At 67.0% G+C, this 22,681-nt stretch carries 22 protein-coding genes; 8 read left to right on the forward strand and 14 right to left on the reverse strand.

The annotated features are described in order from the left end of the window. Positions 1-12 precede the first annotated feature (12 nt). The 6 genes from ACZZZN_RS00730 to hxlB form a co-directional block, all read right to left on the reverse strand. The gene (locus ACZZZN_RS00730; RefSeq protein ID WP_463503353.1) at positions 13-1,500 is read right to left on the reverse strand and encodes an ABC transporter ATP-binding protein; all 1,488 of its coding nucleotides are present in this window, start codon (positions 1,498-1,500) and stop codon (positions 13-15) included. After that, the gene (locus tag ACZZZN_RS00735; RefSeq protein ID WP_463503354.1) at positions 1,497-2,780 is read right to left on the reverse strand and encodes a peptidoglycan-binding protein; all 1,284 of its coding nucleotides are present in this window, start codon (positions 2,778-2,780) and stop codon (positions 1,497-1,499) included. The genes ACZZZN_RS00730 and ACZZZN_RS00735 overlap by 4 nt, the downstream gene beginning before the upstream one ends. Further along, the gene (locus ACZZZN_RS00740; protein WP_463503355.1) at positions 2,777-3,679 is read right to left on the reverse strand and encodes a hypothetical protein; all 903 of its coding nucleotides are present in this window, start codon (positions 3,677-3,679) and stop codon (positions 2,777-2,779) included. Before ACZZZN_RS00740 ends, ACZZZN_RS00735 begins: the two co-directional genes overlap by 4 nt. Further along, positions 3,670-4,119: a peptidase inhibitor family I36 protein gene (locus tag ACZZZN_RS00745; RefSeq protein WP_463503356.1), complete on the reverse strand. Its 450-nt coding sequence runs from the start codon at positions 4,117-4,119 to the stop codon at positions 3,670-3,672. The genes ACZZZN_RS00740 and ACZZZN_RS00745 overlap by 10 nt, the downstream gene beginning before the upstream one ends. Before the next feature lie 488 nt (positions 4,120-4,607). Next, the gene (gene hxlA / locus ACZZZN_RS00750; protein WP_463503357.1) at positions 4,608-5,231 is read right to left on the reverse strand and encodes a 3-hexulose-6-phosphate synthase; all 624 of its coding nucleotides are present in this window, start codon (positions 5,229-5,231) and stop codon (positions 4,608-4,610) included. A gap of 75 nt (positions 5,232-5,306) precedes the next feature. Beyond that, positions 5,307-5,888 carry a 6-phospho-3-hexuloisomerase gene (hxlB, locus tag ACZZZN_RS00755; protein ID WP_463503358.1) on the reverse strand — a complete coding sequence of 194 codons (582 nt, stop codon included), beginning with the start codon at positions 5,886-5,888 and terminating at the stop codon, positions 5,307-5,309. A gap of 94 nt (positions 5,889-5,982) precedes the next feature. Between hxlB and ACZZZN_RS00760 the strand changes: the two genes are divergently transcribed. Beyond that, on the forward strand, positions 5,983-6,810 hold the full coding sequence (locus ACZZZN_RS00760; protein WP_463503359.1) for a LuxR C-terminal-related transcriptional regulator: 828 nt from the start codon (positions 5,983-5,985) through the stop codon (positions 6,808-6,810). A 74-nt stretch (positions 6,811-6,884) separates the two neighbouring features. Here ACZZZN_RS00760 and ACZZZN_RS00765 read toward each other — a convergent pair whose 3' ends face one another. Together ACZZZN_RS00765 and ACZZZN_RS00770 are read right to left on the reverse strand one after the other, a co-directional pair. After that, positions 6,885-8,036, reverse strand: coding sequence for a calcium:cation antiporter (locus ACZZZN_RS00765; RefSeq protein ID WP_463503360.1), 1,152 nt, complete (start codon positions 8,034-8,036; stop codon positions 6,885-6,887). Positions 8,037-8,165: 129 nt separating this feature from the next. Then, positions 8,166-9,566 (reverse strand): threonine/serine exporter family protein, encoded by a 1,401-nt coding sequence (locus tag ACZZZN_RS00770; protein ID WP_463503361.1) that lies wholly within the window; start codon positions 9,564-9,566, stop codon positions 8,166-8,168. Between the two features lie 73 nt (positions 9,567-9,639). Between ACZZZN_RS00770 and ACZZZN_RS00775 the strand changes: the two genes are divergently transcribed. Then, positions 9,640-10,236, forward strand: coding sequence for a TetR/AcrR family transcriptional regulator (locus ACZZZN_RS00775; protein WP_463503362.1), 597 nt, complete (start codon positions 9,640-9,642; stop codon positions 10,234-10,236). On the opposite strand, the gene ACZZZN_RS00780 is transcribed toward ACZZZN_RS00775, so the two are convergent. From ACZZZN_RS00780 to ACZZZN_RS00800, 5 genes are all read right to left on the reverse strand, one after another. Continuing rightward, positions 10,212-11,198 (reverse strand): substrate-binding domain-containing protein, encoded by a 987-nt coding sequence (locus tag ACZZZN_RS00780; protein ID WP_463503363.1) that lies wholly within the window; start codon positions 11,196-11,198, stop codon positions 10,212-10,214. The genes ACZZZN_RS00775 and ACZZZN_RS00780 overlap by 25 nt on opposite strands. 46 nt (positions 11,199-11,244) lie before the next feature. Further along, positions 11,245-12,363: an ABC transporter permease gene (locus tag ACZZZN_RS00785; protein WP_463503364.1), complete on the reverse strand. Its 1,119-nt coding sequence runs from the start codon at positions 12,361-12,363 to the stop codon at positions 11,245-11,247. After that, positions 12,360-13,925: a sugar ABC transporter ATP-binding protein gene (locus ACZZZN_RS00790; RefSeq protein WP_463503365.1), complete on the reverse strand. Its 1,566-nt coding sequence runs from the start codon at positions 13,923-13,925 to the stop codon at positions 12,360-12,362. Before ACZZZN_RS00790 ends, ACZZZN_RS00785 begins: the two co-directional genes overlap by 4 nt. After that, positions 13,925-14,566 (reverse strand): DUF2291 family protein, encoded by a 642-nt coding sequence (locus ACZZZN_RS00795; protein ID WP_463503366.1) that lies wholly within the window; start codon positions 14,564-14,566, stop codon positions 13,925-13,927. Before ACZZZN_RS00795 ends, ACZZZN_RS00790 begins: the two co-directional genes overlap by 1 nt. A gap of 191 nt (positions 14,567-14,757) precedes the next feature. After that, positions 14,758-16,311, reverse strand: coding sequence for an MFS transporter (locus ACZZZN_RS00800; protein ID WP_463503367.1), 1,554 nt, complete (start codon positions 16,309-16,311; stop codon positions 14,758-14,760). A 172-nt stretch (positions 16,312-16,483) separates the two neighbouring features. Between ACZZZN_RS00800 and ACZZZN_RS00805 the strand changes: the two genes are divergently transcribed. Further along, positions 16,484-16,939: a MarR family transcriptional regulator gene (locus ACZZZN_RS00805; RefSeq protein ID WP_463503368.1), complete on the forward strand. Its 456-nt coding sequence runs from the start codon at positions 16,484-16,486 to the stop codon at positions 16,937-16,939. A 4-nt stretch (positions 16,940-16,943) separates the two neighbouring features. Here the strand turns inward: ACZZZN_RS00805 and dinB are convergent, their stop codons facing one another. Further along, positions 16,944-18,140, reverse strand: a complete 1,197-nt coding sequence (gene dinB, locus ACZZZN_RS00810) for a DNA polymerase IV (protein ID WP_463503369.1) — start codon at positions 18,138-18,140, stop codon at positions 16,944-16,946. 245 nt (positions 18,141-18,385) lie between these two features. Between dinB and ACZZZN_RS00815 the strand changes: the two genes are divergently transcribed. The 5 genes from ACZZZN_RS00815 (at position 18,386) to ACZZZN_RS00835 (ending at position 22,677) form a co-directional block, all read left to right on the forward strand. After that, positions 18,386-20,038, forward strand: coding sequence for a DHA2 family efflux MFS transporter permease subunit (locus tag ACZZZN_RS00815; RefSeq protein WP_463506521.1), 1,653 nt, complete (start codon positions 18,386-18,388; stop codon positions 20,036-20,038). A gap of 1 nt (position 20,039) precedes the next feature. Next, positions 20,040-20,495, forward strand: a complete 456-nt coding sequence (locus tag ACZZZN_RS00820; protein WP_463503370.1) for a MarR family winged helix-turn-helix transcriptional regulator — start codon at positions 20,040-20,042, stop codon at positions 20,493-20,495. 136 nt (positions 20,496-20,631) lie between these two features. Further along, positions 20,632-21,132 (forward strand): MarR family winged helix-turn-helix transcriptional regulator, encoded by a 501-nt coding sequence (locus ACZZZN_RS00825; RefSeq protein WP_463503371.1) that lies wholly within the window; start codon positions 20,632-20,634, stop codon positions 21,130-21,132. A 40-nt stretch (positions 21,133-21,172) separates the two neighbouring features. Further along, positions 21,173-22,264, forward strand: coding sequence for an alkene reductase (locus tag ACZZZN_RS00830; protein ID WP_463503372.1), 1,092 nt, complete (start codon positions 21,173-21,175; stop codon positions 22,262-22,264). A gap of 152 nt (positions 22,265-22,416) precedes the next feature. Beyond that, on the forward strand, positions 22,417-22,677 hold the full coding sequence (locus tag ACZZZN_RS00835) for a hypothetical protein (protein WP_463503373.1): 261 nt from the start codon (positions 22,417-22,419) through the stop codon (positions 22,675-22,677). Positions 22,678-22,681 lie beyond the last annotated feature (4 nt).

The following is a 22,681-nucleotide window of genomic DNA, read 5'->3' on the forward strand; positions in this document are numbered from 1 at the left end:
CTCAATTGCCTGTCATCCGAGGGCGCAACGATCGATATTCTCATCCGGGGCGAACGGGTTGATTGCGCGAGCAAGCTGCGACGCAACCTGAGGAGCAGCGCCCGCCATCGTTGTCACAAGCAATGATGCCTCCGGTGCCATGGTGTCTAAGCTCGAAGCGTCCGCGCCAAGCAGTATTTCGCCCCTCAATAGTGGGAGCCGTGCGGATTCAGTGATGAGACCGGCGACCACATATCGTTCACCAGCCACTTGGATGGTGGGAGCCAACGCGATGTCGCCGAGTTCGAGGTCCCTGGCGAGCAGATCGCCGATGTATGCCTCCCCAGGCAGGAGAGGACCGTGGTGCCATCGCGCGTCGTCAATCTCTACCCTCACTGCCTCTTTAAGGTCGCCTACCACGACGTGGGGTTGCACCTGCGAGGTCGCTGCGGTCGTCGACACCGCAGTCGCAGCCAGGTCGACTACGACCGCAGCGGCATCCACCCCTGCCACGGCTCTGGCCGTCGCGGGCGCCTCGGCGAGCGATGTGGAGTACGGCAACTGTGTATCCCACCTGGCGGTCACTTCGCGGTTGAGGTGAGCATCGAATGTGTCAGAAACTTGGGCGTGAGCGGAAGCTGACAGCCCGAGCGTAGTGATGGAAAGCGCAACAGCGATCACCACTGCCACACACTGTGCGAATGTCTGGTTCTTCCGCGACGAGATCGAGGCCCAGGCATCAGTCATCATGTCTGTGCTGCGAATGAAGGCTTTGGCATCGTGTTGCGGCTCGACAGCTTCACCCCTCGGCCCGCTCGCGAAGGTCTGTTTTCGATCCGGAGACTCAGTGTCAGAAACTACCTCGCCGTCCGAAATGCGGATGATCCGGTCCGCGCGAGCCGCGACTTCAGGGGAGTGGGTCACGATGACGACCGCGGCACCGGCGCGATTCACTCGCTCGAGCTCGTCTAGAACAAGTTCAGTGTTGACTGAATCGAGGTTGCCTGTCGGCTCGTCCGCGAGGACAAGCTGAGCGTCACCTGCCATCGCGCGCGCGATCGCGATCCTCTGACGCTGCCCACCTGAGAGGGTGGACGTATTCTGCCAGGCAGCGTCGTCCAAGCCCACCGCCGCGAGAGCTCGAATCGATTCTTCTCGTCGCGGACGGAGTGCGACTCCACGGTACAGAAGATTCAATCCGACGCTGTCGATCGCGGGGCGCTGCTCCAACAGATGAAACGCTTGAAAGATGAACGCGATGTGTCGGGACCTTAACCTCGCCGCTGCACCGCGGTTGATCCGACCCGGTCTTTTTCCGGCGATGAGATATTCACCAGATGAAGGATCATCGAGAAGCCCAAGAAGATTCAGCAAAGTGGTTTTGCCGCCACCGGAAGGGCCGACGACGGCGACGAACTCGCCTTCGTTGATCGTCAGTGAAACATTGCGTAGTGCCTGGACCTCAGGACCGCGCGACGGCGTGTAGATTCGCGAGACACTTCGTAGTTCGATTAGCGTCATGAACCCACCCGAACCTGATCGCCATCCTGAACTGACGATGGAGATACCGGCACAATCGCCGCTTTGCCGTCGAGAGCGCCGAGGACGGTTACCTCGACCTCAGTGAATTCCCCGCCCGATCGCCTGACGATGACTACCTGATTCGTATCGCCTCGGTCGATCACCGCGATTGTGGGTACGAGAAGTGCTTCCTGGTCCACGATGATATGCGAAGAAACGACTCGCACCTTTGCGTTCGCCGCCTGAATCGGGTCTGAGGGGATCACCGTGACTATCGACTTGCTTTGGGGCACATCGTTCTCTGCCCGATCGCCCGCTGATTCTTCTTGCGGGCTTGATTCGATCAGCGCGATGCTCGACACGCTCCCCTTCGATACCTGACCATCTATTTCGATGGACACCTCGGTTCCTTGAGCAAGGTGTGTCAGATCTGCGGGTGCGGCCTCAAGGGTCACTATGGTTGTCGTCGACCCGAGAACGATGTCAGTCTCACCGTCCGCCCCTACCGCAGCGCCCACCGGCAACGCACTCAGAGAAGCAGAGGGAAGAATCTTGACGCCGACGATCTCAGAGTAGGGAACGAAGGCCGCGCTCATCGCACGGGTCGCGGCGGACCCGTCGCCCGGCTGTTGACCCTCTTGTCTGAGTTCGGAGTTCGACGTACTCGAGCTGCTCTCGTCTTCGACGTCCTGTGTGGCTGGAGAGTAACCATTCCTGGAGTACCAGTCCCGAACAGCAGTCTCTGTCTGCATGCCAAACTCGCCGTCGGCGTCGAGCGAGTACCCCAGATGCTTCAGTGTCTCCTGAATGGCAACGACGTCGGGACCCTGGTCGCCGAGCCCTACATCACGGTAGAACGGAAACGCGGACTGAACAACGAAAATGGGCCGTCCGTTGACTTCAGTCAAAACCTGACCGGTGTTCACGGCCGTACTCTGAGTCACCGGGCGTCCCGTGATCACGGAGCGCAAGGCTCCGCTCGGAACCGCCAAGCTCAGGGATTCCTCATTCTCGGCTACCACGCTCCCGGAGAATACTGTCTGCTGAACGAGAATCCCTGTGGAAACCGTCGCCAGAATGGGCTCAGATGTCGGCGGAGCAGTCGCAGCATCACGTTGGGCTGATGATTGAAAGATCGTTGCAAGTGCCCACCCCGCTCCCAGTGCCAGAAGAGCCAGAAGGAGGATGAGGAAAAGCATCATCGTCCTTCTCGCTCTTCTGCGGGGAAGCGGGGCGATCACTTGCTCGATGTCGACGATGGCAGGCTCAGCACCGTTCATTTCGATGGTGCATTCTCCGCGATCAAGGTTTTCAATCTATCGGTATGAGCGACCGCTTCGTTTCGAATTCGGTCGAGCTTGTCACGATGATTCGTCACAAGAGCTTCTTGAGCCGACCATTCAGCTTGGTACCGGGCGTCAGTGTAACCGCTGGAATCGCGGCATTGAGCGTCGGCCTGCGCAACGGTTAGCTCTTCCGACGAAGCCACCTCGGTCAGGCTGGAGCCATAAGTTCCGTACTCCTGCGCCATCTCGAGAGTCGGCATCTCGCCCCACGGATCCTTCGGCAAATCGAACGTGACGAACTCCGAGAGGCAAGACTCCCACTTTTGGGCTGCATCGCGGACGGCATCAACCGATGAAATTTCATCGCGCGCCTGCATCTCGAGACTCGCAATGTAGTTCAAGCCGTCCGCACCTGCCACTGTCTTATCGCTGCGCGCATCTTCCCCGCAGGCATCAAAACGGGCTTGAAACTGATCGTCCGGGTTATAGGCGTTTGTCCATGCAGTGAATTCCGTCCAAGCGAGGACGTCGTCAGGGTTCGGTGGCGGAGCATCTTGGTAGCCATAGCGGCGCGCAATGTCGATGTTGAATATCTTGAGAGCCGCGTCATTGACCGTCTCAGGCTGAGCAAAATCGGCATCTTGCCACGGTACTGGCCACTCGTAGCCCTGACCTTCAAGACACTTTGCGATCAACAGCTGCTCAGCATAATTACTGAGCGACGGGTTGAACATTTTGAACTCGTCCAGGGGCATCACCCACATCGATTGATTCTGCACGAGGATCTGCTTCGGCTCAGACGCCGTACAGCCCGTCATCAGTCCTAGTACGCAGGCAAATGCCGCCACCGAACCGATGCCGTGGTGGCGGCATCTGAGTGGAGTCAGTTGCACGTGGCGGTTCCTACCTTTGTCAAGCCGGAATCGAAGTATCCCGACGACGCCCTGTCGTTGAATCCGACGGAATTCAGATCCGTCTTGCCTGTGCCGCGAAGGATGGTGATACGCGAGCCGGTCTTGTTCACGCCATCGTAAAGATAGGAGGTTTCCGTTCTTCCCTTGTTGAAAATCGAAGTTGTCTTGTTGTTGATACTCCAACGATCTCCGAGATCGTCGATGCACCACGTGAAGTTGATGAATCCGCCGACCGTTCCCCAGTCAGTCGCGTAATTGGCGCCAGACCATACGCACGTACTCCCGGAGCTGCATTCGCTGAGCGAGGCACTCGCGGATGCAGCGCTCGACAGAGTGGCAGCAGCTGCCACGAGAATTGCAGCGGCGCTGACAGCGACCTTCTTGAACCTGGATGTCTTTTCGATGCTTCTCTGCACCATGCGGTCCCCCCGGATCGTGGATGTTAGTAGCCTGCGGTGAGGCTCTCGCGTCAGGCTAGACGAGTGCGCGCCGAAGCCGGACGCATATTCCGGAACACCACACCAGCGTTCCAGGATTCCGAAAAACGCCCGACGGCGTCGGAGTTTTTCGCTGCGGAGCTCGACCGGCTCGCGCCGAGATGATCGCTTACATCGACATGTATCGCGGACCAGTTCGGGGTCGTGCTCGTCTGTCGCGCCCTCGGTGCGACAGAGGGGGCCTCACCTTCCGCGGATACCGGGCCGTACGGATCCGAACTCGCGTGCGACAGGCGACTGAGAGACGCGGAGCTGAGCCCCGTCATCAGTCCTCGGCATGCAGATGACTACGGCGTCCACGGGGTCAGGAAGATCTGGCACGCGATGCAGCTTCCCGCCCGCCCCGCAGAACAGAAACCGCGGACAGGAGCCGAAGCTCCCATCCGCGGTTCGAATGCTCAGCGACGCTGTCAGACGATCGCGGCGCGCAGTGCTGCGGCGGCTTCTCCGACGTTCGGCGCGGAGTAGATCGCGCTGCCGGCGACGGCGATGGTCGCGCCCGCCGACTGCACTGCTGCGATGCTCGACGCGTTCACGCCGCCGGCGACCGAGAACGGCACTCCGGCCGAGGCGCCGTCGGTGAGCAGGCTGTCGAGGGAGTACCCCTCCTGCGCCTGCTCGTCGAGTCCGGCGTGCATCTCGACGAACTCGGCTCCGAGGCCGATGACCTGCTGTGCGCGAGCGGGCTTGTCGGCCACGCCGATCAGGTCGACGACGATGCCCTTGCCGTGCTTCGTGGCCGCCTTCACAGCGCCCGCGATGGTGCTGTCGTCAGCGGCGCCGAGCACGGTGACGAGGTCGGCGCCGGCGCCGAACGCGATGTCGGCCTCGAGCTCTCCGGCATCCATGGTCTTGAGGTCGGCGAAGATCACCTTGTCGGGGTGGGCGTTCTTGAGAGCGGTGATGGCCGAGAGGCCCTCGCTCTTGATGAGCGGCGTGCCGAGCTCGAGGATGTCGACGTGCGGCGCGGCGGCCGCGGCCAACTCCAGGGCCTTCTCGGTGCTGAGGGTGTCGATGGCGAACTGCAGCTTCATGGTGTTTCCGTTCTGTTGAGGGCGTCGATCAGGATCGACAGAGGGAGAAGAGGGAGAAGAATGAGGGCCGCGCACTCACTCGAGGTTCGAGTGGCGCACCCACAGCTCGTCGGCCGACGAGCCCTGCCGCTGCCACAGCGAGTGGAAGAGTCCGTCGCCGATGACGACGACCACCTGCTCGAACAATCCGCCGGCGTACTGGGCGGATGCGCTCGCCGTGCGGTCGAGCTTCTGTGCAGCCGGCACGATGACGCATACGTCGGCGAGGGCAGCGAGCGGGGAGTCCTCGGCCGTGGTGATGACGCCGACGCGGGCTCCCACCGATGCCGCGCTCTGCGCCGCACGGACGATCGACTCGGTGGTGCCCGAGCCGCTCGCGGTGATCAGCACGTCGCCCGACGCGATCGCCGGCGTCGTCACCTCGCCGACCAGGTGCACCTCGAGCCCCAGGTGCATGAGCCGCATGGCGGTCATCTGCAGGGCGATGCCCGAGCGCCCTGCGCCGATCACGAACACGCGCGGCGCGGCACCGATGAGGTCTGCGAGATCGTCGAGACGGCGGGCGGATGCGACGCCGGTGCGCTCTGCGGCTCGGAGCACCTCGTTCGCGATGAGGGAGATCGAAGCGCCGGTGGAGATCGTGGCGGATGTCGTCATGGTTCCACTCTCGTCGCGGTCCGCGCGGCGTGCGCTCCTGCATCCGAATGGAATCGGCTACCCGAAAGAGTAGGTCGGATTAGAGTAGGTGATCATGACCTCGGAGACAGCAAGCCCGGCCCCCTCCTCGCGTCGCCTCGCGGCAGAGCACGCCCGCGACCTCGCGGAGCAGCGGGACAGGTACGCCCTGACGCTCGAGTCGTTGCTCGCGACCCTCCGCTCGCCCCGCCTCGATGACCGGGCGGCCCGGACCATCGCCGTCGACGTGGCCGCCGGAGCGCTGGTCGGACTGCGCACGGTCAACGACGAGCTGGGCTCGGGCCTCGAACCGGTCATCGGTGCGTTCGAGCGACTGCAGAGCGATCTGCGTCCGCTCGTCAGGTTCAGCGAGCTCGACGTGCAGTTCGTCGAGCCGCCGTCGAACGGTCGCGCGCTGCCGGGGGTCATCGCCCACTCGGCGCGCTCGATCGTGCGCAGCACTGTGCTCGCGATCGTCGACCGGGGTGAGACTCGGCGCGTGCGCATCCAGTGGGACTGCGACGGGCTCAACCTCCTCATCGCCATCCGAGACGACGGCAGCGGTGACCTCGCGACGCACGATGATGTCCTGCGCCCGATCGCCGAGCAGGTGTCATCGCTGACGGGTGATCTGTCGGTCGCATCGACACCCGGGTGGGGGTCCGAGGTCAGCATCCGACTGCCCCTCGATCCGCCGGCGGAACCCGACGAACTGCCGGATGCGATCGACGCGAGCCCCCGCGAGCGCGACGTGCTGCGGCTCGTCGCGTCGGGACGCCGCAACCGCGAGATCGCCGAGACCCTGGGCGTGAGCGAGAACACCGTCAAGTTCCACGTCTCGAATCTGCTGCGCAAATCCGGTGCGACCTCGCGCGCCGAACTCGCGGCCGTCGTGCGCGGCTGACGCATCCGCGCACCCACCCGAACGGGTAGGAGACCCTCTCCCGAGGGGGAGGGTGGGCAGGTCGGCCGCAGGACTCAGCTGAACAGGATCAGCACGTACGCCGCGAAGGTCACGAGGTGAGCCGCGCCGTGCATCGCGGTGACCCGCTTGGCACCGAAAGTCGTCACCGACAGCAGCAGAGTGACCCCGAGCATGAGCAGATTCGCGGGCGACTCGGCGAGGATCACGGTCTGCCCGGTCAGCATCCCGATGATGAGCACAGCGGGGATCGTCAGCCCGACCGTCGAGACGAGTGCGCCGTGGCAGAGGTTGTTCACCCGCTGCGCCTCGCCGCCGAGAGCGGCACGCACCGATGTGATCGATTCGGGCAGGAAGACGATCATCGCGATGAGCACGCCGGCGAGGGCGGGCGGCGCCCCCAGTCGGCCGAGTCCGTCGTCGAGCAGCGCGGCCATGTCATGCGAGAGCAGCACGATCGGCACCACGGTGACGACGAGCAGCACGAGCCGGATGACGACCTCACGGCGGTTCTCCCTGAGCACCGCCACGATCCCACCCGATGCATCCGGTGCATCCGGCGAGCCCGCGTCCGAGCGCAGCCGGTCGTCGACCTCGGTGAAGTCCGATGCCTGGGCGCCCATCTGCCGGAAGAGGAAGAACGCGTACAGCGCGAGGGTCAGGACGATGATCGGGATCGCCTGCCCGACGGTGTACGACCCTGACTCGCCGATCAGCGCGGGCAGCGCGAAGGCCAGCGCGCTCAGCACGACGAGCATCGCGAGATACGCCGAGGTGCCGGTGCGGTTGTGGGCCATGGCGCCGCGGCGCAGGCCGCCGAGCAGCAGGCAGAGGCCGATCACCAGGTTGAGGATGATCATCGCGACCGCCATGACAGAGTCGCGGGCGATCGTCGCGTGCTCGCCGGGCCCGAGCATGACCGCCGAGATCAGGATGACCTCGATCAGCACGATCGAGAGCGTCAGCACGAGCGAGCCGTAAGGGTCGCCGAGCTTGTGGGCCAGCGCTTCGGCCTGCTTCACGACTCCGAAGGCGCACGCGACGATCACGGCGATGATCACGGCGAGCGCGATGATGAGCACCGGCGCGGGCGCCGGTGCGGCGATCACGGGGTGGATGAGAAGCAGGACGCCGAAGGCGCCCCACCCGAGCACGATGCGTCCGATGTCGGTGGCGCCGACCAATCGAGTGTGAGCGGTGTGTGACATCTGCAGCTCCTTCGAGGCGGGGCCGTCCCCGATGAGAGAGGCGCCCGGGTCGTCCCGGGAGCGGTGCTGTGTCAGCTTTCTGCCTCGATGGTACGCGAGCGGAGCGGCCGGTGTCTCGGAAAAACCAGGTCAGCGACGCGCACGGGCGCGCGTCTTCGTGACGCCGTTGAGCGTGGCGCGCACCGGGGTTCCGAGATACAGGCCGAGGGACGCGCCCGAGGCCAGAGCGATCCCGATCACCGCGGCGTCGACGAGCGAACCGCCGATGCCGAGAACACCCGTCGCGGTGCCGGCCGCGTGCACCATCTCGAGCAGACCCTGGAAGACCGCGACTCCGGGCACCAGCGGCACGATCGCGGCGGTCGTGACGGCCACCGACGGAACGTGCAGGTTGTGTGCGATCAGCACACCGACGAAGCTCGCGAGCAGCGCCCCGATCGCACTCGCCGCCGCCGGGTGCAGCTGCAGCGCGATCATGCCCGAGTAGCCGGCGATCGTGATCGCGCTGAGCAGTGCGCTGACGAGGATGATGCGGATTCCCGCGCCGTTGAACACGGCGACCGCGATCGCGACGATGACGGCGCCGGTGAACTGGTTCAGCAGCGGGCCGAAGGGTGCCGGGTCGTCGGGCAGATCCATCGTGAACCCGAGCACGCTGCCCAGCTGCAGACCCACCAAGATGCCGATCACGACCCCGAGCGTCTGCATCGTGAGGTCGAGGATGCGCCCGCCGGCGGTCAGCGCGAAGCCGTCGATCGCGTCCTGCGCGGCGCCCACCACCGTGAGCCCGGCCAGCATGAGCACGATTCCCGACGCGACGATGATCGAGGGACGGATGCCGACGAACGGCTCCACCCCTGCCGATCCGAGCGCCGACACCGCGACCGCGACGACGGTGGTGACGAGTCCTCCCGCGATCTGGCTGAAGAACAGCGGGACGCGGATGCGCGCGAGACCCGCCTGGGTGACCGCGGCCCCGAGCGCGGCGATGAAGGTGAGGCCGACGACGATCGGCGACGCGCCGAGCATGATGCTGACGCCGACCGCGAGCAGCGCGCGCGCCACGACGACCACCGGCTGCTGATAGCGGAACGGCACCCGCCGGATCACGCGGAACGCGGTGCGGGCCGACTCGAGGTCGAGGCCATCGGCGATGTCGGCGACGAGGGCCTGCACGCGCTGCAGCTTGTCGTGGTCGGGGGCTGCGACCCGCACGACCCGCACGAGCGTCTCGGGCCACACTTCGCCGCTCAGGTGGAACGAGACCGTGATCGAGTTGTAGGTCACATCGACCTGCACGCCGCGCATGCCGTAGGCGTCGCACACCCGGATGATCGCGAGCGTCACCTCGTGCGCCGAGGCGCCGACCGCGAACATCGCCTCGCCGATGCGCGTCGCGAGGTCGAGCACGCGGGGCACGGTGCGCTCGTCGATCACGGGCATGGCCTCGGTGTGGGCGACGGAGGAGGGGTCGGTGTGCAGGATCCTGCGCATCGAGGCGAGCAGTCGCCGCTGGGGGTTCGGGGACATCCGTCCATTCTGTCATCGGCAGTGGCTGTGCAAATATGAGTACGGGTGTACGCATATTTGCTATCCTCGACCCATGACCGACCAGACGGACGACCCCGCGACCGGATCCCGTAGCGGTCGCCGGAACGACCCGGAGCGACGCGAGCGCATCATCACCGCGTGCCTCGACGTGATCGCCGAGTCGGGTGTGGCCGGGGCGTCGCATCGTCGCATCGCCGCAGCCGCCGGAGTGCCGCTCGGGTCGATGACCTATCACTTCGCGGGGATCGACGAGCTGCTGCACGAGGCCTTCACGAGATTCGCCACGACGGTGAGCTCGCGGTTCGAATCGCGTATGGCCGCGGCATCCGATCCGGCATCAGCCCGAGCTGCGGTCGTCGCGATCATCCTCGAAGACGTGGCGCGCGGCAGGGACGAGCTCGTGCTGTCGCATGAGCTCTATACGCTCGCTGCCCGCGAGCCCTCGTACCGGGCGTTGACGACGGCCTGGATGAGACGCAGCCGCGCGGCCCTCGAACGGCACTTCGATCCGGAGACGGCGAGGCTGCTCGACGCGATGATCGAGGGCGTGTCGATCCACCGCGCCCTCGACGACGAGCCCAGAGGCATAGCCGAGGTCGAGGACGCGGTGGATCGGATCGCCGGTCAGTCCAGCGAGAACAGCGTGTAGCTGTCGGCGTTGTCGGCGTCGATCACGACGCAGTCGATCGACTGCTTCTCGTCGGCTCCGGTCTCGCCCGTGCGGATGAAGCTGTCTGCCTGCTGCACGGCGAGCTGTGAGATCAGCACGGCGGGCTGCAGTCCGGTGGCGAGCAGCGAGCCGGCCTTGATGGCCTCGACCGCGTCGGGGCTGCCGTCGAATCCGGCGATCACGATCTTGTCGCTGAGTCCCGCCGCTTCCACCGCCGCGACCGCGCCTAGGGCCATCGTGTCGTTGCCGGCGATGATGCCCTGGATCTCGGGGTCGCGCTGCAACAGCGTCTCGATCTTCGTGAACGCCTCGTCCTGGCTCCAGTTGGCCGTCTCCTGCGCCACCGAGACGAGGTTCGGGTACTGCGAGATGACGCTCGCGAATGCCTCCGAGCGCACGCCCGCGTTCGTGTCGGACTCCTTGCCCGTCAGCTCGATGTACTTGCCGCCGTCGGGGAGCGCTGCCACCCATTCCTCGGCCACTGCCGCGGCGCCCTGTGCGTTGTTCGCGACGATCTGCGCGGCGGCGACACCGGTCTCGTTGATCTCGCGGTCGATGAGGAAGACGGGGATGCCGGCATCCTTCGCCTTCTGGATCGGGCCGATCGACGCGTCAGCTCCGGCGTTGTCGAGCACGATGGCCTTCGCGCCGTTGCTGATCGCGGCGTCGATGAGCTCGCTCTGCTTGTTCGGGTCGTCGTCGTGGGATGACACCGAGGTGTCGTAGCCCAGCTTCTCGGCCTCGGCCTGCGCGGCGTCGGCCTCGGCCTTGAAGAACGGGTTGTCGTGGGAGGGCGTGATGATGGCGATGGTGCCGCCCGCCTCACCCGATCCCGACCCCGAGTCGCCGCTGGAGCCGGCGTCGCCTCCGCCCGAACTGCACGCGGTGAGTCCGAGGACCAGGGTGAATGCCGCTGCTGCGGCGAGGATACTGCGTCGCATGATTCTCCTTCGATCGTGCTGTGGGTGCTGCGTCATCGCAGCGGGATCACGCCGAGACCGGCGTCGACTGTGGGGGCGTCGCCTGCGGCGGCGCGGACTGCCTGTTCGCCGCAGCGAGCGAGGCGTTCTTCGAGCGGGTGATGCGCTGCTGCGCCTGGTCGAGCATGACGGCCAGGATGATCACGGCGCCCTTGATGGCGATCTGCCAGAACGTCGAGACTCCGACGAGCACGAGCCCGTCGCTGAGGAAGCCGATCACGAACGCGCCGATGAGCACGCCGCGCACGTTGCCGCGCCCACCGGTCAGCGCCGCGCCGCCGATGACGACCGCGGCGATCGCGTTGAGTTCGAAGGTCTCGCCGAGCTGCGGAGCCGCGCTCGTGAGCTCGGAGGAGATGATGAGGCCGGTGGTCGCGGCGCAGAAGCCGCTGATCAGGTAGACGCGCAGCTTGACCTTGCGCACCGGCACGCCCGACAGCTCGGCGGCCCGCTCGTTGCCGCCGGTCGCGTACACCCAGCGGCCGAACGGCGTCTTGCGCAGCACGAACGACGCGATGATGGCGAACACCACCATGATCCAGATGGCCGTGGGGATGCCGAGGATGCGGCCACCGCCGATCAGCAGGAAGCCCTGGTTGCCGAGTTCGGCGCTGCCGCCGAGCCGGGGGTACGTGGTGCCGTTCGAGATGAGCAGCGCCGCGCCTCGGGCGACGTAGAGCATGCCGAGGGTGGCGATGAAGGGAGCCACATGGAACTTGGTCACCAGGATGCCGTTGATGAACCCGACGAAGGTGCCCACTGCCAGCGCGATCACGACGACGAACCAGACCTGCGGGTACACGACGATGTCGAACAGCGTGAGCTGCCACCCCTGCAGCATGGTGCCCGCGACGACGCCGGAGAGGCCGACGGTCGATCCGACGGACAGGTCGATGCCGCCCTTGAGGATGACGAACAGCATCCCGAGCGCGAGGATCGCGTTGTACGCCACGTGCTTCGTCATCGTCACGAGGTTGCCGACGCTGAGGAACGAGTCCGAGAGCAGCGCGAAGATGATGATGAGGACGATGAGTGCGATGAACGCGCGGCCTTCGAGCAGCACGGAGCCGATGTCGAGGTTCTGCAGCCGACCGCGCCGGACGTCGTCGTTCTTGCTGGTGCTCATTGCTCGCTCCCTGAGGGGTCGTCGGTGTGTGCTTCTCCGGAGGCGACCATGAGGTCTTCCCGGCTCGTCGTGCGGGGATCGAATTCGCCGACCGCACGCCCCTTGGACATGACGATGATGCGGTTCGACACTCCGAGGGCCTCGCCGACCTCGCTGGTGGCGAAGAGCACCGCGAGTCCCCGGCGGGCCTCGCGGGCCATGAGTGCGAAGATCTCGGCCTTGGCGCCCACGTCGATCCCGCGAGAGGGCTCATCGAGCAGGATCACGCGGGGCGCCGTCATGAGCGCCTTGCCGATCACGACCTTCTGCTGATTGCCGCCCGACAGCGAGGTGATCGAGGCGGCGGGACCGGCGGCCTTGACCCGCACGTCGGCCATGCCGGCGGCCACGGCCGAGCTCTCGGGGCGGCGGCGGATCCATCCGAATCGCGTGAAGGCGAGCAGGTGGGCGAGGGCGATGTTCTCGCCGACCGACATGGTCTGCACGAGACCGTCGCGCTGTCGGTCTTCGGGAACCAGGGCGAGTCCCGACGCGATGCGCTCGCGCACGCTCTGTCGCGCGATCTCGTCGCCGTGCACGAGCACGGTTCCCCGTTGGATGGGGGAGCGGCCGGCGAGCGCCTCGAGCAGCTCGGTGCGACCGGCGCCCATGAGCCCGTAGAGGCAGACGATCTCGCCCGCTCTGACGTCGAGATCGAATGAGTCGACGGCGAGACGGCTCTGGTTCGAGGGGTCGGCGATGGTCACTCCGCGCAGAGACAGCGCGACGGGCCCGAACTCGTCGAGCAGATCGGGGGCCAGATCGTCGGCGGCGCGGCCGACCATGTGTGAGATGACCCAGTTCAGGTCGATCCCGTCACGATCTCCGGTCGCCACCAGTGCGCCGTCGCGGAAGACGACGGCGTGGTCGGCGATCTCGAGCGCCTCTTCGAGGTGGTGCGAGATGTAGACGATCGCGACGCCGTCGGCGGTCAGCTCGCGGATGAGGGAGAACAGCACCTCCACCTCGTTGCCGCTGAGTGCCGAGGTCGGCTCGTCCATGATGAGCACCCGTGCGTCGCCTGCCAGGGCGCGGGCGATCTCGACGATCTGCTGCTGACCGAGTCGCAGGTCGCCGACGAGCGTGCGCGGGTCGAGGTCCTCGTCGAGTCTGCGCATGAGGTCACGGGTCTTGGCGGCCTCCGCTCGGTCGTCGACGATGAGTCCGGCGCGCGTGTACTCCCGTCCCATGAAGATGTTGTCCTTGATGCTCAGGTTCGGCGCCAGGCTGAGCTCCTGGTGGATGATCGCGATCCCACGTCGTGACGCGTCGACCGTGTCGGCGAGCTCGATCTCCTCGCCGTTCAGAGTCAGGATGCCGGCGGTCGGGGTCTCGACCCCCGACAGGATCTTCATGAGCGTCGACTTGCCGGCGCCGTTCTCTCCGAACAGCACCGTCACCGAGCCCGCACGGATGTCGAAGTCGACGCCTTTCAGTGCATGGGTCGCCCCGTACACCTTCGAGATGCCCCGGGCGCTCATGACCACTCCGTCGGTCGTGACGCTCTCTGTGAGCGTGGTCATCAGCCGACCTCGAGCGAGACGGGAACCACCGAGACGAGTGCGGGGTTGACGCGGGTGAATGCCCCGGTGACGGTGACGGTCTGGCCCTGTGCCGGCAGAGTGGCATCTGCGAGGACGCCGTCGCGCACCCTCTCGTTGAACACGGTCGCGACGTTCTGGAACTCGAGCTGGTTCGTGAAGTCGTTGAACGACACGGTGCCGGTCACGTCGCGCAGCGCCGTGCCGTTGATCGCGGGACCGACCTGGAGCTGCACCACGACGTCTGCGGGCACCCCGTCGACGGTGAGGGGCAGGATCGATCCCTGCTGTGCGCCGGCGACCGCGGTGAAGGTCACGGGGAAGCTGTAGGCGCTGCCGGTGCCCGGTGCGTGTCCGAACTCGCCCTCGTCGGCTCCCGCGGCGAGATCGTCGAGCAGGGTCGCGAGGTCGACGGCCTCGTCTTCGATCTGCGGCACGACCTCGCTCTCGAAGTGCTCGTCCGCGTAGGCGGCGGGGTCGAACGCCCCTTCGCTGGCGGCGGCGGCCGCATCTTCGAGTGAGACGTAGGTCGTCGTCGCGAGACCCGCTCCGACGATGGCGACGAGGGCCACGGTGAGGGGCAGCCAAGCGAGAGCCCTGGGTCGACGCGCCGTCGCGTTCATGTCCTGCTCCTTCGCAGATCACCGGCTCGGAGAGTTCCAAGATATCAACCGGTTGACCAAAAGGTAGCAAAAGAGAGACGCGAACAGAAGACCCTCCGAGGCAGAAGTTCGCGGCTCGCGTCACGATCCATCGCGCTCGCGGGCGCCGGAGCGGTGCTGTGGGGATGCCATGCGGCATCCCCACAGCATGATCAGTGCGACCCGACCGACCCTTCGACGGTCTCGACGACGACCTCCTGCGCGGTGTGACGGCGGGCACTGCGCAGCAGTACGGCCGCGAGAACCGCGACGACCGCTGTGACTCCGGCGCCGACGAGCATCGCCGAGTGGAGACCCGACAGGAATGCGTCCTGAGCGATCGCAGTGGCCTCGCCGCCGAGACCCGCTGGCACGATGCCCTGGGCGAGCTCATCGGTCTGCGCGTGCGTCAGGCCGAGGTCGGCCGCGCCGCGCGCGCTCCCGGCGCCCACCACAGAGGCGAACACGGCGGTGCCCAGGGCGCCGCCGAGCTGCAGCATCGTGGCCTGGAATCCACCGGCGACGCCGGCGAGGTGCACGGGCGCGCTGCCGACGACGGCATCCGCTCCCGCCGTCATGGTGAGGCCCACGCCGAGTGCGAGCGTGACGAACGGGATCGCCATCGCGATGTACGGCGAATCGACGCCGATCGGGGTGAGCGCGACGAGCGACAGGGCCACGAGGGCGAGGCCGATCGTCATCGTCACCCGGGTGCCGATGCGGCTCACGAGCACCGCGCCGATGGGGGAGGCGATGATCGACACAGCTGACAGCGGAAGCAGCATGACACCGGCGACGACCCCCTCGATGCCGCGGAGGTTCATCAGGAAGAGGCTCAGGAAGAACGTCACGCCGAGCAGCGCGAAGAAGTTCGCGCCGACGGCGAGTCCGCCGATCGAGAAGCCCGGTTCGCGGAAGAGCGACATCGGCAGCAGCGGGTGGGCGCTGCGCAGCTCGACCAGCACGAACACGGCGAGCACCACCAGTGCGCCGCCCAGCACGAGCAGGGTGCGCGGGTCGCCCCAGCCCCAGTCCTCGGACTGCACGATCGCGAGCACCACGCCCGCGAGGCCGATCCCCAGCAGGATGACCCCCGGCAGGTCGAAGCGCACGGTCGAGCTGCCCGCGGTCGACTCGCGCACGACGAGCGCCGTGAAGATCACCGTGATCACGGCGATGGGGGCGTTGATGAAGAAGATCGACTCCCAGCCGAGGGTCGCCACGAGAGCGCCGCCCACGATCGGGCCGGCGGCGATCGCCACCGACGAGACGCCACCCCAGATGCCGACCGCCATGCCGAACTTCTCGCGAGGGAACGTCGCCCGCAGGATCGACAGCGTCTGCGGCATGAGCAGCGCCGCGCTGATGCCCTGCAGGGCGCGGAAGACGATCACGCCGGTCGCGCTGCCGACCAGGCCGATCGCGACGGAGGTGAGGGCGAACGCGATGACCGCGATCATGTAGACGCGGCGGCGGCCGAACCGGTCGCCGAGTGTGCCGCCGAGGATGAGGCAGACGGCGAGACCGAGCAGGTAGGCGTGCGTGATCCACTGCAGCTGGGTGAACGTCGTGCCGAGCGAGGCCGCGATCGCGGGGTTCGCGATCGAGACGACGGTGGCGTCGAGGCCGACCATGAAGAGGCCGAAGGAGACGGCGATGAGGGTGGCGATCGGATGCCCGCGCAGAGTCTTGCGCGGAGGTGCCGTGAGTGCGGCGGTGGAGGTCATGAGGAGAGTGCTTTCGTCGGTTCGGTCGGATGCAGGCGCGACGAGCACAGAGCTTCGCGAGGAGCGCCGTCGGTTGCCCGGAGGACCTGGGTGGCAGCGACGGCGGCTACACGAGCGCGGTCGGCCCTCGTGCCGGTGGCGCTCCCTCAGAAGCGTATGAAAGAATACACAAATGGATGCGTCGACGCCAATCCCGGATGCGGAACTCGAGCGGTTCGCCGATGCCGTGATCTCGATCGCCAACCGCATCGAGCCGCGCGGCCTCGACCTTCCCGGCAGACGCCGACTGACCCCGCGCGAGATCCTCGTGCTGCACGAGGTCGCGGTGACTGCCGGGGTCACGGCGACGCAGATCGCTCGGAGCATCGACCTGCAGCGCAGCAACGTCAGTGCCACGCTGCACGCCCTCGAGCGGGAGTCCCTGCTCGTGCGTGCCCCCGCCGCGGACGGACGGGGGGCGGGGTTCACGTTGACCGAGGAGGCGCGTCGGGACGTCGCGGTGGTGCGCGCTCATCGCTCGGAGCGGCTGCGAACGGCATCCGTCGATCTCGTGCGCGAGGTCGTGTCGATCTCCGACGCGCTGTCGCACCTGGCGCGAGCCATCGGGGAGGACCCGCGCGGCGAGTGACCTCTCACTCGTGCTCGGGAAGCACCGGCGTCGACCAGCCGGGGTCGCGTCCGAGCTGCGTGGCGCGCCCCAGCGACTGAGCGCCGAAGCGATCGCGGATCGCGTCGAGCGCCGTGTCGACGCGCTCGCCGTCGCCCCAGTCGATGGGCAGCTCCGGCTGCAGGTGCGCCGCGCGATCGAGCTGGGTGAGCGAGACGCCGATGAGGGTCACGCCTCTCGATTCGATCTCGGGGAGCGCTGCCGTCAGCAGTGCGCGGGCGACCCTGAGCAGCGTGGCTGTGCGCACCGTGGCGACCCCGACGGTGTGTGAGCGGGTGGCTTTCGTGAAGTCGCCGAAGCGCACCCGCAGCACCACCGTGCGGCAGGTGCGCTCGCCGTCGCGCAGACGGCGGGCGAGCCGGTCGACGATCTGCGTGAGGATGAGGTCGAGCTCTTCCGCCGATCGGGGGCTCGAGCCGAGCGCGCGCTGCGAGCCGATCGATCCGCGTCGTCGCGTGGCGTTCACCGGTCGCGGATCCCGCAGCCGGGCGAGCGCGTGCAGATGACCGCCGGTCGCCGACCCCAGCAGGCGCTCGGCGGTCGCGGCCTCGAGCTCGGCGAGCTGGCCGACCGTGTGGATGCCGAGGCGGTGCAGCTTCTCGGCGGTGACCGCGCCCACGCCCCAGAGTCGCTCGACCGCGAGGGGATGCAGGAACTGCTCCTCGCGATCAGGATCGACGACGAGCAGCCCGTCGGGCTTGCTGACGGCGCTCGCGACCTTGGCGAGGAACTTCGTGCGGGCCACCCCCACAGAGATCGCCAACCCGACCTCGGCCCGCACCCGCTCGCGCAGCCGGGCGGCGACAGCCTCGGGAGTGCCCGCGAGGCGGCGCAGGCCCCCGACCTCGAGGAACGCCTCGTCGATCGAGAGTCCCTCCACCAGCGGAGTCGTGTCGCGGAAGATCGCGAACACGTCTCTGCTGGCCGCACTGTAGGCATCCATGCGCGGTGGCACCACCGTGGCGTCGGGGCAGAGCTGCAGTGCCTGGCGTCCGCCCATCGCCGTGCGCACGCCGCGCGCCTTCGCCTCGTAGCTCGCCGCGAGCACGACTCCACCGCCCACGATCACCGGCCTGCCGCGCAGCTCGGGCGCATCGCGCTGCTCGACCGAGGCGTAGAACGCGTCGAGGTCGGCGTGCAGCACGGTGGCTTCGCCCCGCATCCTGCTCTCCTCTCGACGAGCAGAGGTTCGCACGTGCCACCGACATCGCGTCTCCGCGCGCAGGCGAGGAATAGTTGACCGGCATCGACAGTTGTACTAAATCAACCATTGATGTATAGTTGACACCAATCAACTTTCTACACAGGAGTCTCACCACTGTGACAGCTATTCCCTCATCCTCCGCACCTGAGGCGACTCGGTCGCCGCGCGAGGTCTTCACCGCGATCTCCGGCCTCGTCGTCGGCATGTTCGTCGCCGTGCTCTCGGGCACCGTGGTGTCGACCTCGATGCCCGTCATCATCGCGGACCTCGGCGGCACCCAGTCGCAGTACACCTGGGTCATCACCGCCAGCCTGCTCGCGACCGCCGTCTCGACCCCCATCTGGGGCAAGCTCGCAGACCTCGTCGATCGCAAGATCCTCGTGCAGCTCTCGCTCATCATCTTCACCGTCGGCACCGTGATCGCGGGCTTCTCGACCGACACCAACATGCTGATCGCGGTCCGCGTGATCCAGGGCATCGGCGTCGGCGGACTCATGTCGCTCGTCATGATCGCGGTCGCCCTCATCATCTCCCCGCGTGAGCGCGGCAAGTACATGGGTGTCGTCGGCGGCATCATGGCCCTCGGCACCATCGGCGGCCCGCTGCTCGGCGGACTCCTGACCGACGTCTGGGGCTGGCGCTCCAACTTCTTCGTCGGCGTGCCATTCGCGATCCTCGCGATCGTGCTGCTGCAGTTCACCCTGCACCTGCCCAAGCCCCAGCGCGACACGAAGGTGTCGATCGACTACTTCGGCATCGTGCTCCTCGCCGTCGGCGTCTCGACCCTGCTGATCTGGGTCTCCATGGGCGGCAGCCAGTTCGACTGGGACTCGTCGACGAGCATCATGCTCGCCGTCATCGCAGGTGTCGCGATCGCCGCGTTCATCACTGTCGAGTTCTTCGTCAAGGAGCCGATCGTGCCGATGTCGCTGTTCCGCAACCGCACCTTCACGCTGTCGGTCATCGCCTCGATCGCCATCGGCGTCTCGATGTTCGCGACCTCGGTGTTCCTCGCGCAGTACTTCCAGCTCGCCCGTGGCGCCACACCCACCGAGTCTGGCCTCATGACCATCCCGATGATCATCGGTCAGATGGGTGCGTCGATCATCATCGGCCAGCTCGTCAGCCGCTTCGGCAAGTGGAAGGGCTGGATGCTCACGGGCTCCGTCCTCACCACGATCGGCGTCTCGCTGATGGCGACGCTGCGCTACGACACCCCGTTCCCGCTGGTCGCGACCTACATGTTCGTGCTCGGCGCAGGCCTCGGCATGGTCATGCAGAACCTCACCCTCATCGTGCAGAACGACACCGCGCCGCAGCAGCTGGGCGCCGCCTCGTCGAACGTCAACTTCTTCCGCACGATCGCCGGCACCATCGGCGTGACGGTCATGGGCGCATCGCTCTCGACGAGCGTCGCGAACTACATCACCGACTCGCTCGACGGCTTCACGCCGACGACGCCCGAAGAGATCGATGCGCTGAAGCACCTCGCCACGGGCGACGTCCCGAAGGTCACCCAGCTGCCCGACACGATCCGCGCGATCGTCGAGGGCGCGTACGGCCACGGCATCGCGGACGCGTTCATCATCGCCATCCCGCTCGCCGTGATCGCCGTCATCGCGATCGCGTTCATCAAGAACAAGCCGCTGTCGACCAAGAACGCCGCCGAGCAGCTGCGCGAGCAGGCCGAGGACTCGGTGCTCGAGGTCACCGAGGCCGAGGTCGGCGCGAATCTCTCGACCGGTGCCATCCGCACAGCGGGCGTCGCCACCACCACGACCACCGGTTCGGTGAGTGTGCTGGAGCGCGAGCGCGAGCGCGAAGGCGACCGCGAGGGCCGGGAGCCGAGGGGCTGACATGGTCGCCACGGAGGCCGTCACGGCACCGGAGCTCGAGGACGCGATCGGCGACCTCCAGAGTCATCTGAACCTCATCTTCGCGAGGACTCGGACGCTCTGGAAGGAGTCGGCCGCCCGCATCGCCCCGGAGCTGCAGGTCGGCGGCTACAAGCTGCTGACCTTCATCGAACGGGCAGGCACCGCCAACGCCCACGAGCTGGCCGAGCGGTTCGAGATGGACAAGTCCGTCATCAGCCGCCAGGTGCGGATGCTCGAAGACCTGGGTCTCATCGAGTCCCGGCCCGACGAGCGTGACGGACGGCTGCGGGTGCTGACGGCCACTCCGGCGGCTCAGACGGCGCTCACCGAGCTGCGCCAGGAGCACGGCTGGCGGTTGCGGGCGGTGCTCGCCGAGCTCAGCCCCGAAGAGATCCACGCCGCGTCGAAGGTCTTCCGACTGCTGTCCGAGGTGTGACGGATCCGCAGTGCGTGCAGATGCATGCTGAGAACACGGATGCAGGTCGCATCCGCCCGACTCGACCTGCATCCGTGACTCCGGCATGCATTCGACGGACGGCGTTCCGATCTGACTTCGCCGTAAGCTGGCGAGCATGAGTGCCTCCGACAGCGCCGACCTCGACGAGGCCGTCTCCCGGGTGGAGCACGAGCTCGGCCGTCTCTTCGCCCGCATCCGCGTGAGCTGGCGTGAGGCGGCGATCACCGTGCACCCCGACCTGCAACCGCTGGGGTATCAGGTGCTGACCTCGATCGCCACGGGCAAGGCCACCTCGGCCGGTGCGATCATCGAGCGGTTGCAGACCGACAAGTCGGCCGTGAGCCGCCAGGTGCGTCAGCTCGAGCAGCTGGGCCTCGTCGAGAGCGTCCGGGATCCGGAGGATCGTCGAGCCAGGGTGCTCGTCGCCACCGACCTCGCGCAGGAACGGGTGGCTGTCGCGCGCTCGCGCTACGAGGCGCGCCTCGGCGAGAAGCTGCGCCGATGGTCGGCCGAAGATCTCGACCACTTCACGCGACTGCTCTCCGACCTCGGCGGCGAGGCGATCACGGCGCCGGTGGATGCCGCGCAGCCGAGCGGTGACCGCCCGGCATCCTGATCCGGGAATACCCGGCTCGCGGTGAGCCTTACCCCTCACTGTGAGTCTTTTCGAGCCCGCCGCCTTCGGCGCCCTTCCGCTGTCCACCCGCGTCGTCATGGCGCCGCTGACCCGAACGCGAGCCGACGACGACGGTGTGCCCACCGAGACGATGGTCGAGTACTACCGGCAGCGTGCGGGACTCGGCCTCATCATCACCGAGGGCACGTGGCCCGCGGCGGAGGGCAAATCGTATTCCGGTCAGCCGGGCATCGTCACTCCCGAGCAGATCGAGGGTTGGCGTCGCATCGCCGATGCCGTGCACGAAGAAGGCGGCACGATCGTCATGCAGCTGATGCACGGCGGGCGGGTCTCGCACCCGGCGATCTCCGGTCAGCCCCGCGTCGTCGCACCGAGCGCGCTCGCGGCCCCGGGCGAGACGCACACGCCCGAGGGCAAGGCGGCCATGCCGGTCGCGCACGCACTCACCCTCGACGAGATCCCCGAGGTGATCGAGCAGTTCGTGCAGGCCGCGCGCAACGCGATCGCCGCCGGCCTCGACGGGGTCGAGGTGCACGGCGCGAACGGCTACCTCGTGCAGGAGTTCCTGTCGCCGGTCTCGAACATCCGCGACGACCGCTACGGCGCCTCGCCCGAGAACCGCGCCCGGTTCGCGATCGAGGTCACGACGGCCGTCGCCGCGGCCGTGGGCGCCGAGCGCACCGGCATCCGCCTGTCGCCGCAGCACAACATCCAGGGCGTTCTCGAAGAGGACGACGCCGACGCGCTCGCCACGTACCTCGCCGTGGCCGAGGGGCTCGCGCCGCTCGGTCTCGCGTTCATCGACGTGCTCAGCGCCGCGCCGACGAGCGAGCTGGTGCAGCGCATCCGCCGTACCGCCGGTGCGCCCCTGATCATCAACTCCGGTTTCGGGTCGGTCACGACCCGCGACGAGGCCGAGACTCTCGTCGCCGAGGAGTGGGCGGATGCCGTCGCCGTCGGCCGTCCGGCGATCGCGAACCCCGACCTGGTCGAGCGCTGGCGTCAGGATGCGGAACTCAACGAGCCGCGACCCGCGCTGTTCTACGGACGCACGGCCGAGGGGTACACCGACTATCCGTCGCTCGAGGTCGCGCGCGCCGACGTCGGCTGAGGTCGACGCCGATATCGCGCACCCGCCGGGAGCCCGTCTCCCGTCGGGAGCACGATGGGCGCGAACACGCAAGGCCCTTCATGGCTCCGGCAGTGCTCCGTACCGTTCTCTGGAAGAGGCGGTGCAACGTCTCCCGATCAGAGGGGGAGAAGATGAAGAAGCAGACCCGGATCGCGTTCGATGACGACCATTACGTGCTGGCGCCCGAACAGGACCTCGTGGATCTGATGGATCGAATCGAGATCGCGGCGAAGTCGGAGCCGACCTTCGTCGACTTCACCGCCGGGAACGACCTGGTCAGCGTGCTCGTCTGCGCCGGCACTCGCGTGGTGGTCACCGTCCAGCCGGAACGGGCGTCGGAGGACACCCGCTACCAGCCGCTCACTGCCGGCCCGCTCGACTGGGACTACTGACTCG

Source organism: Microbacterium sp. AC145 (assembly GCF_979258505.1).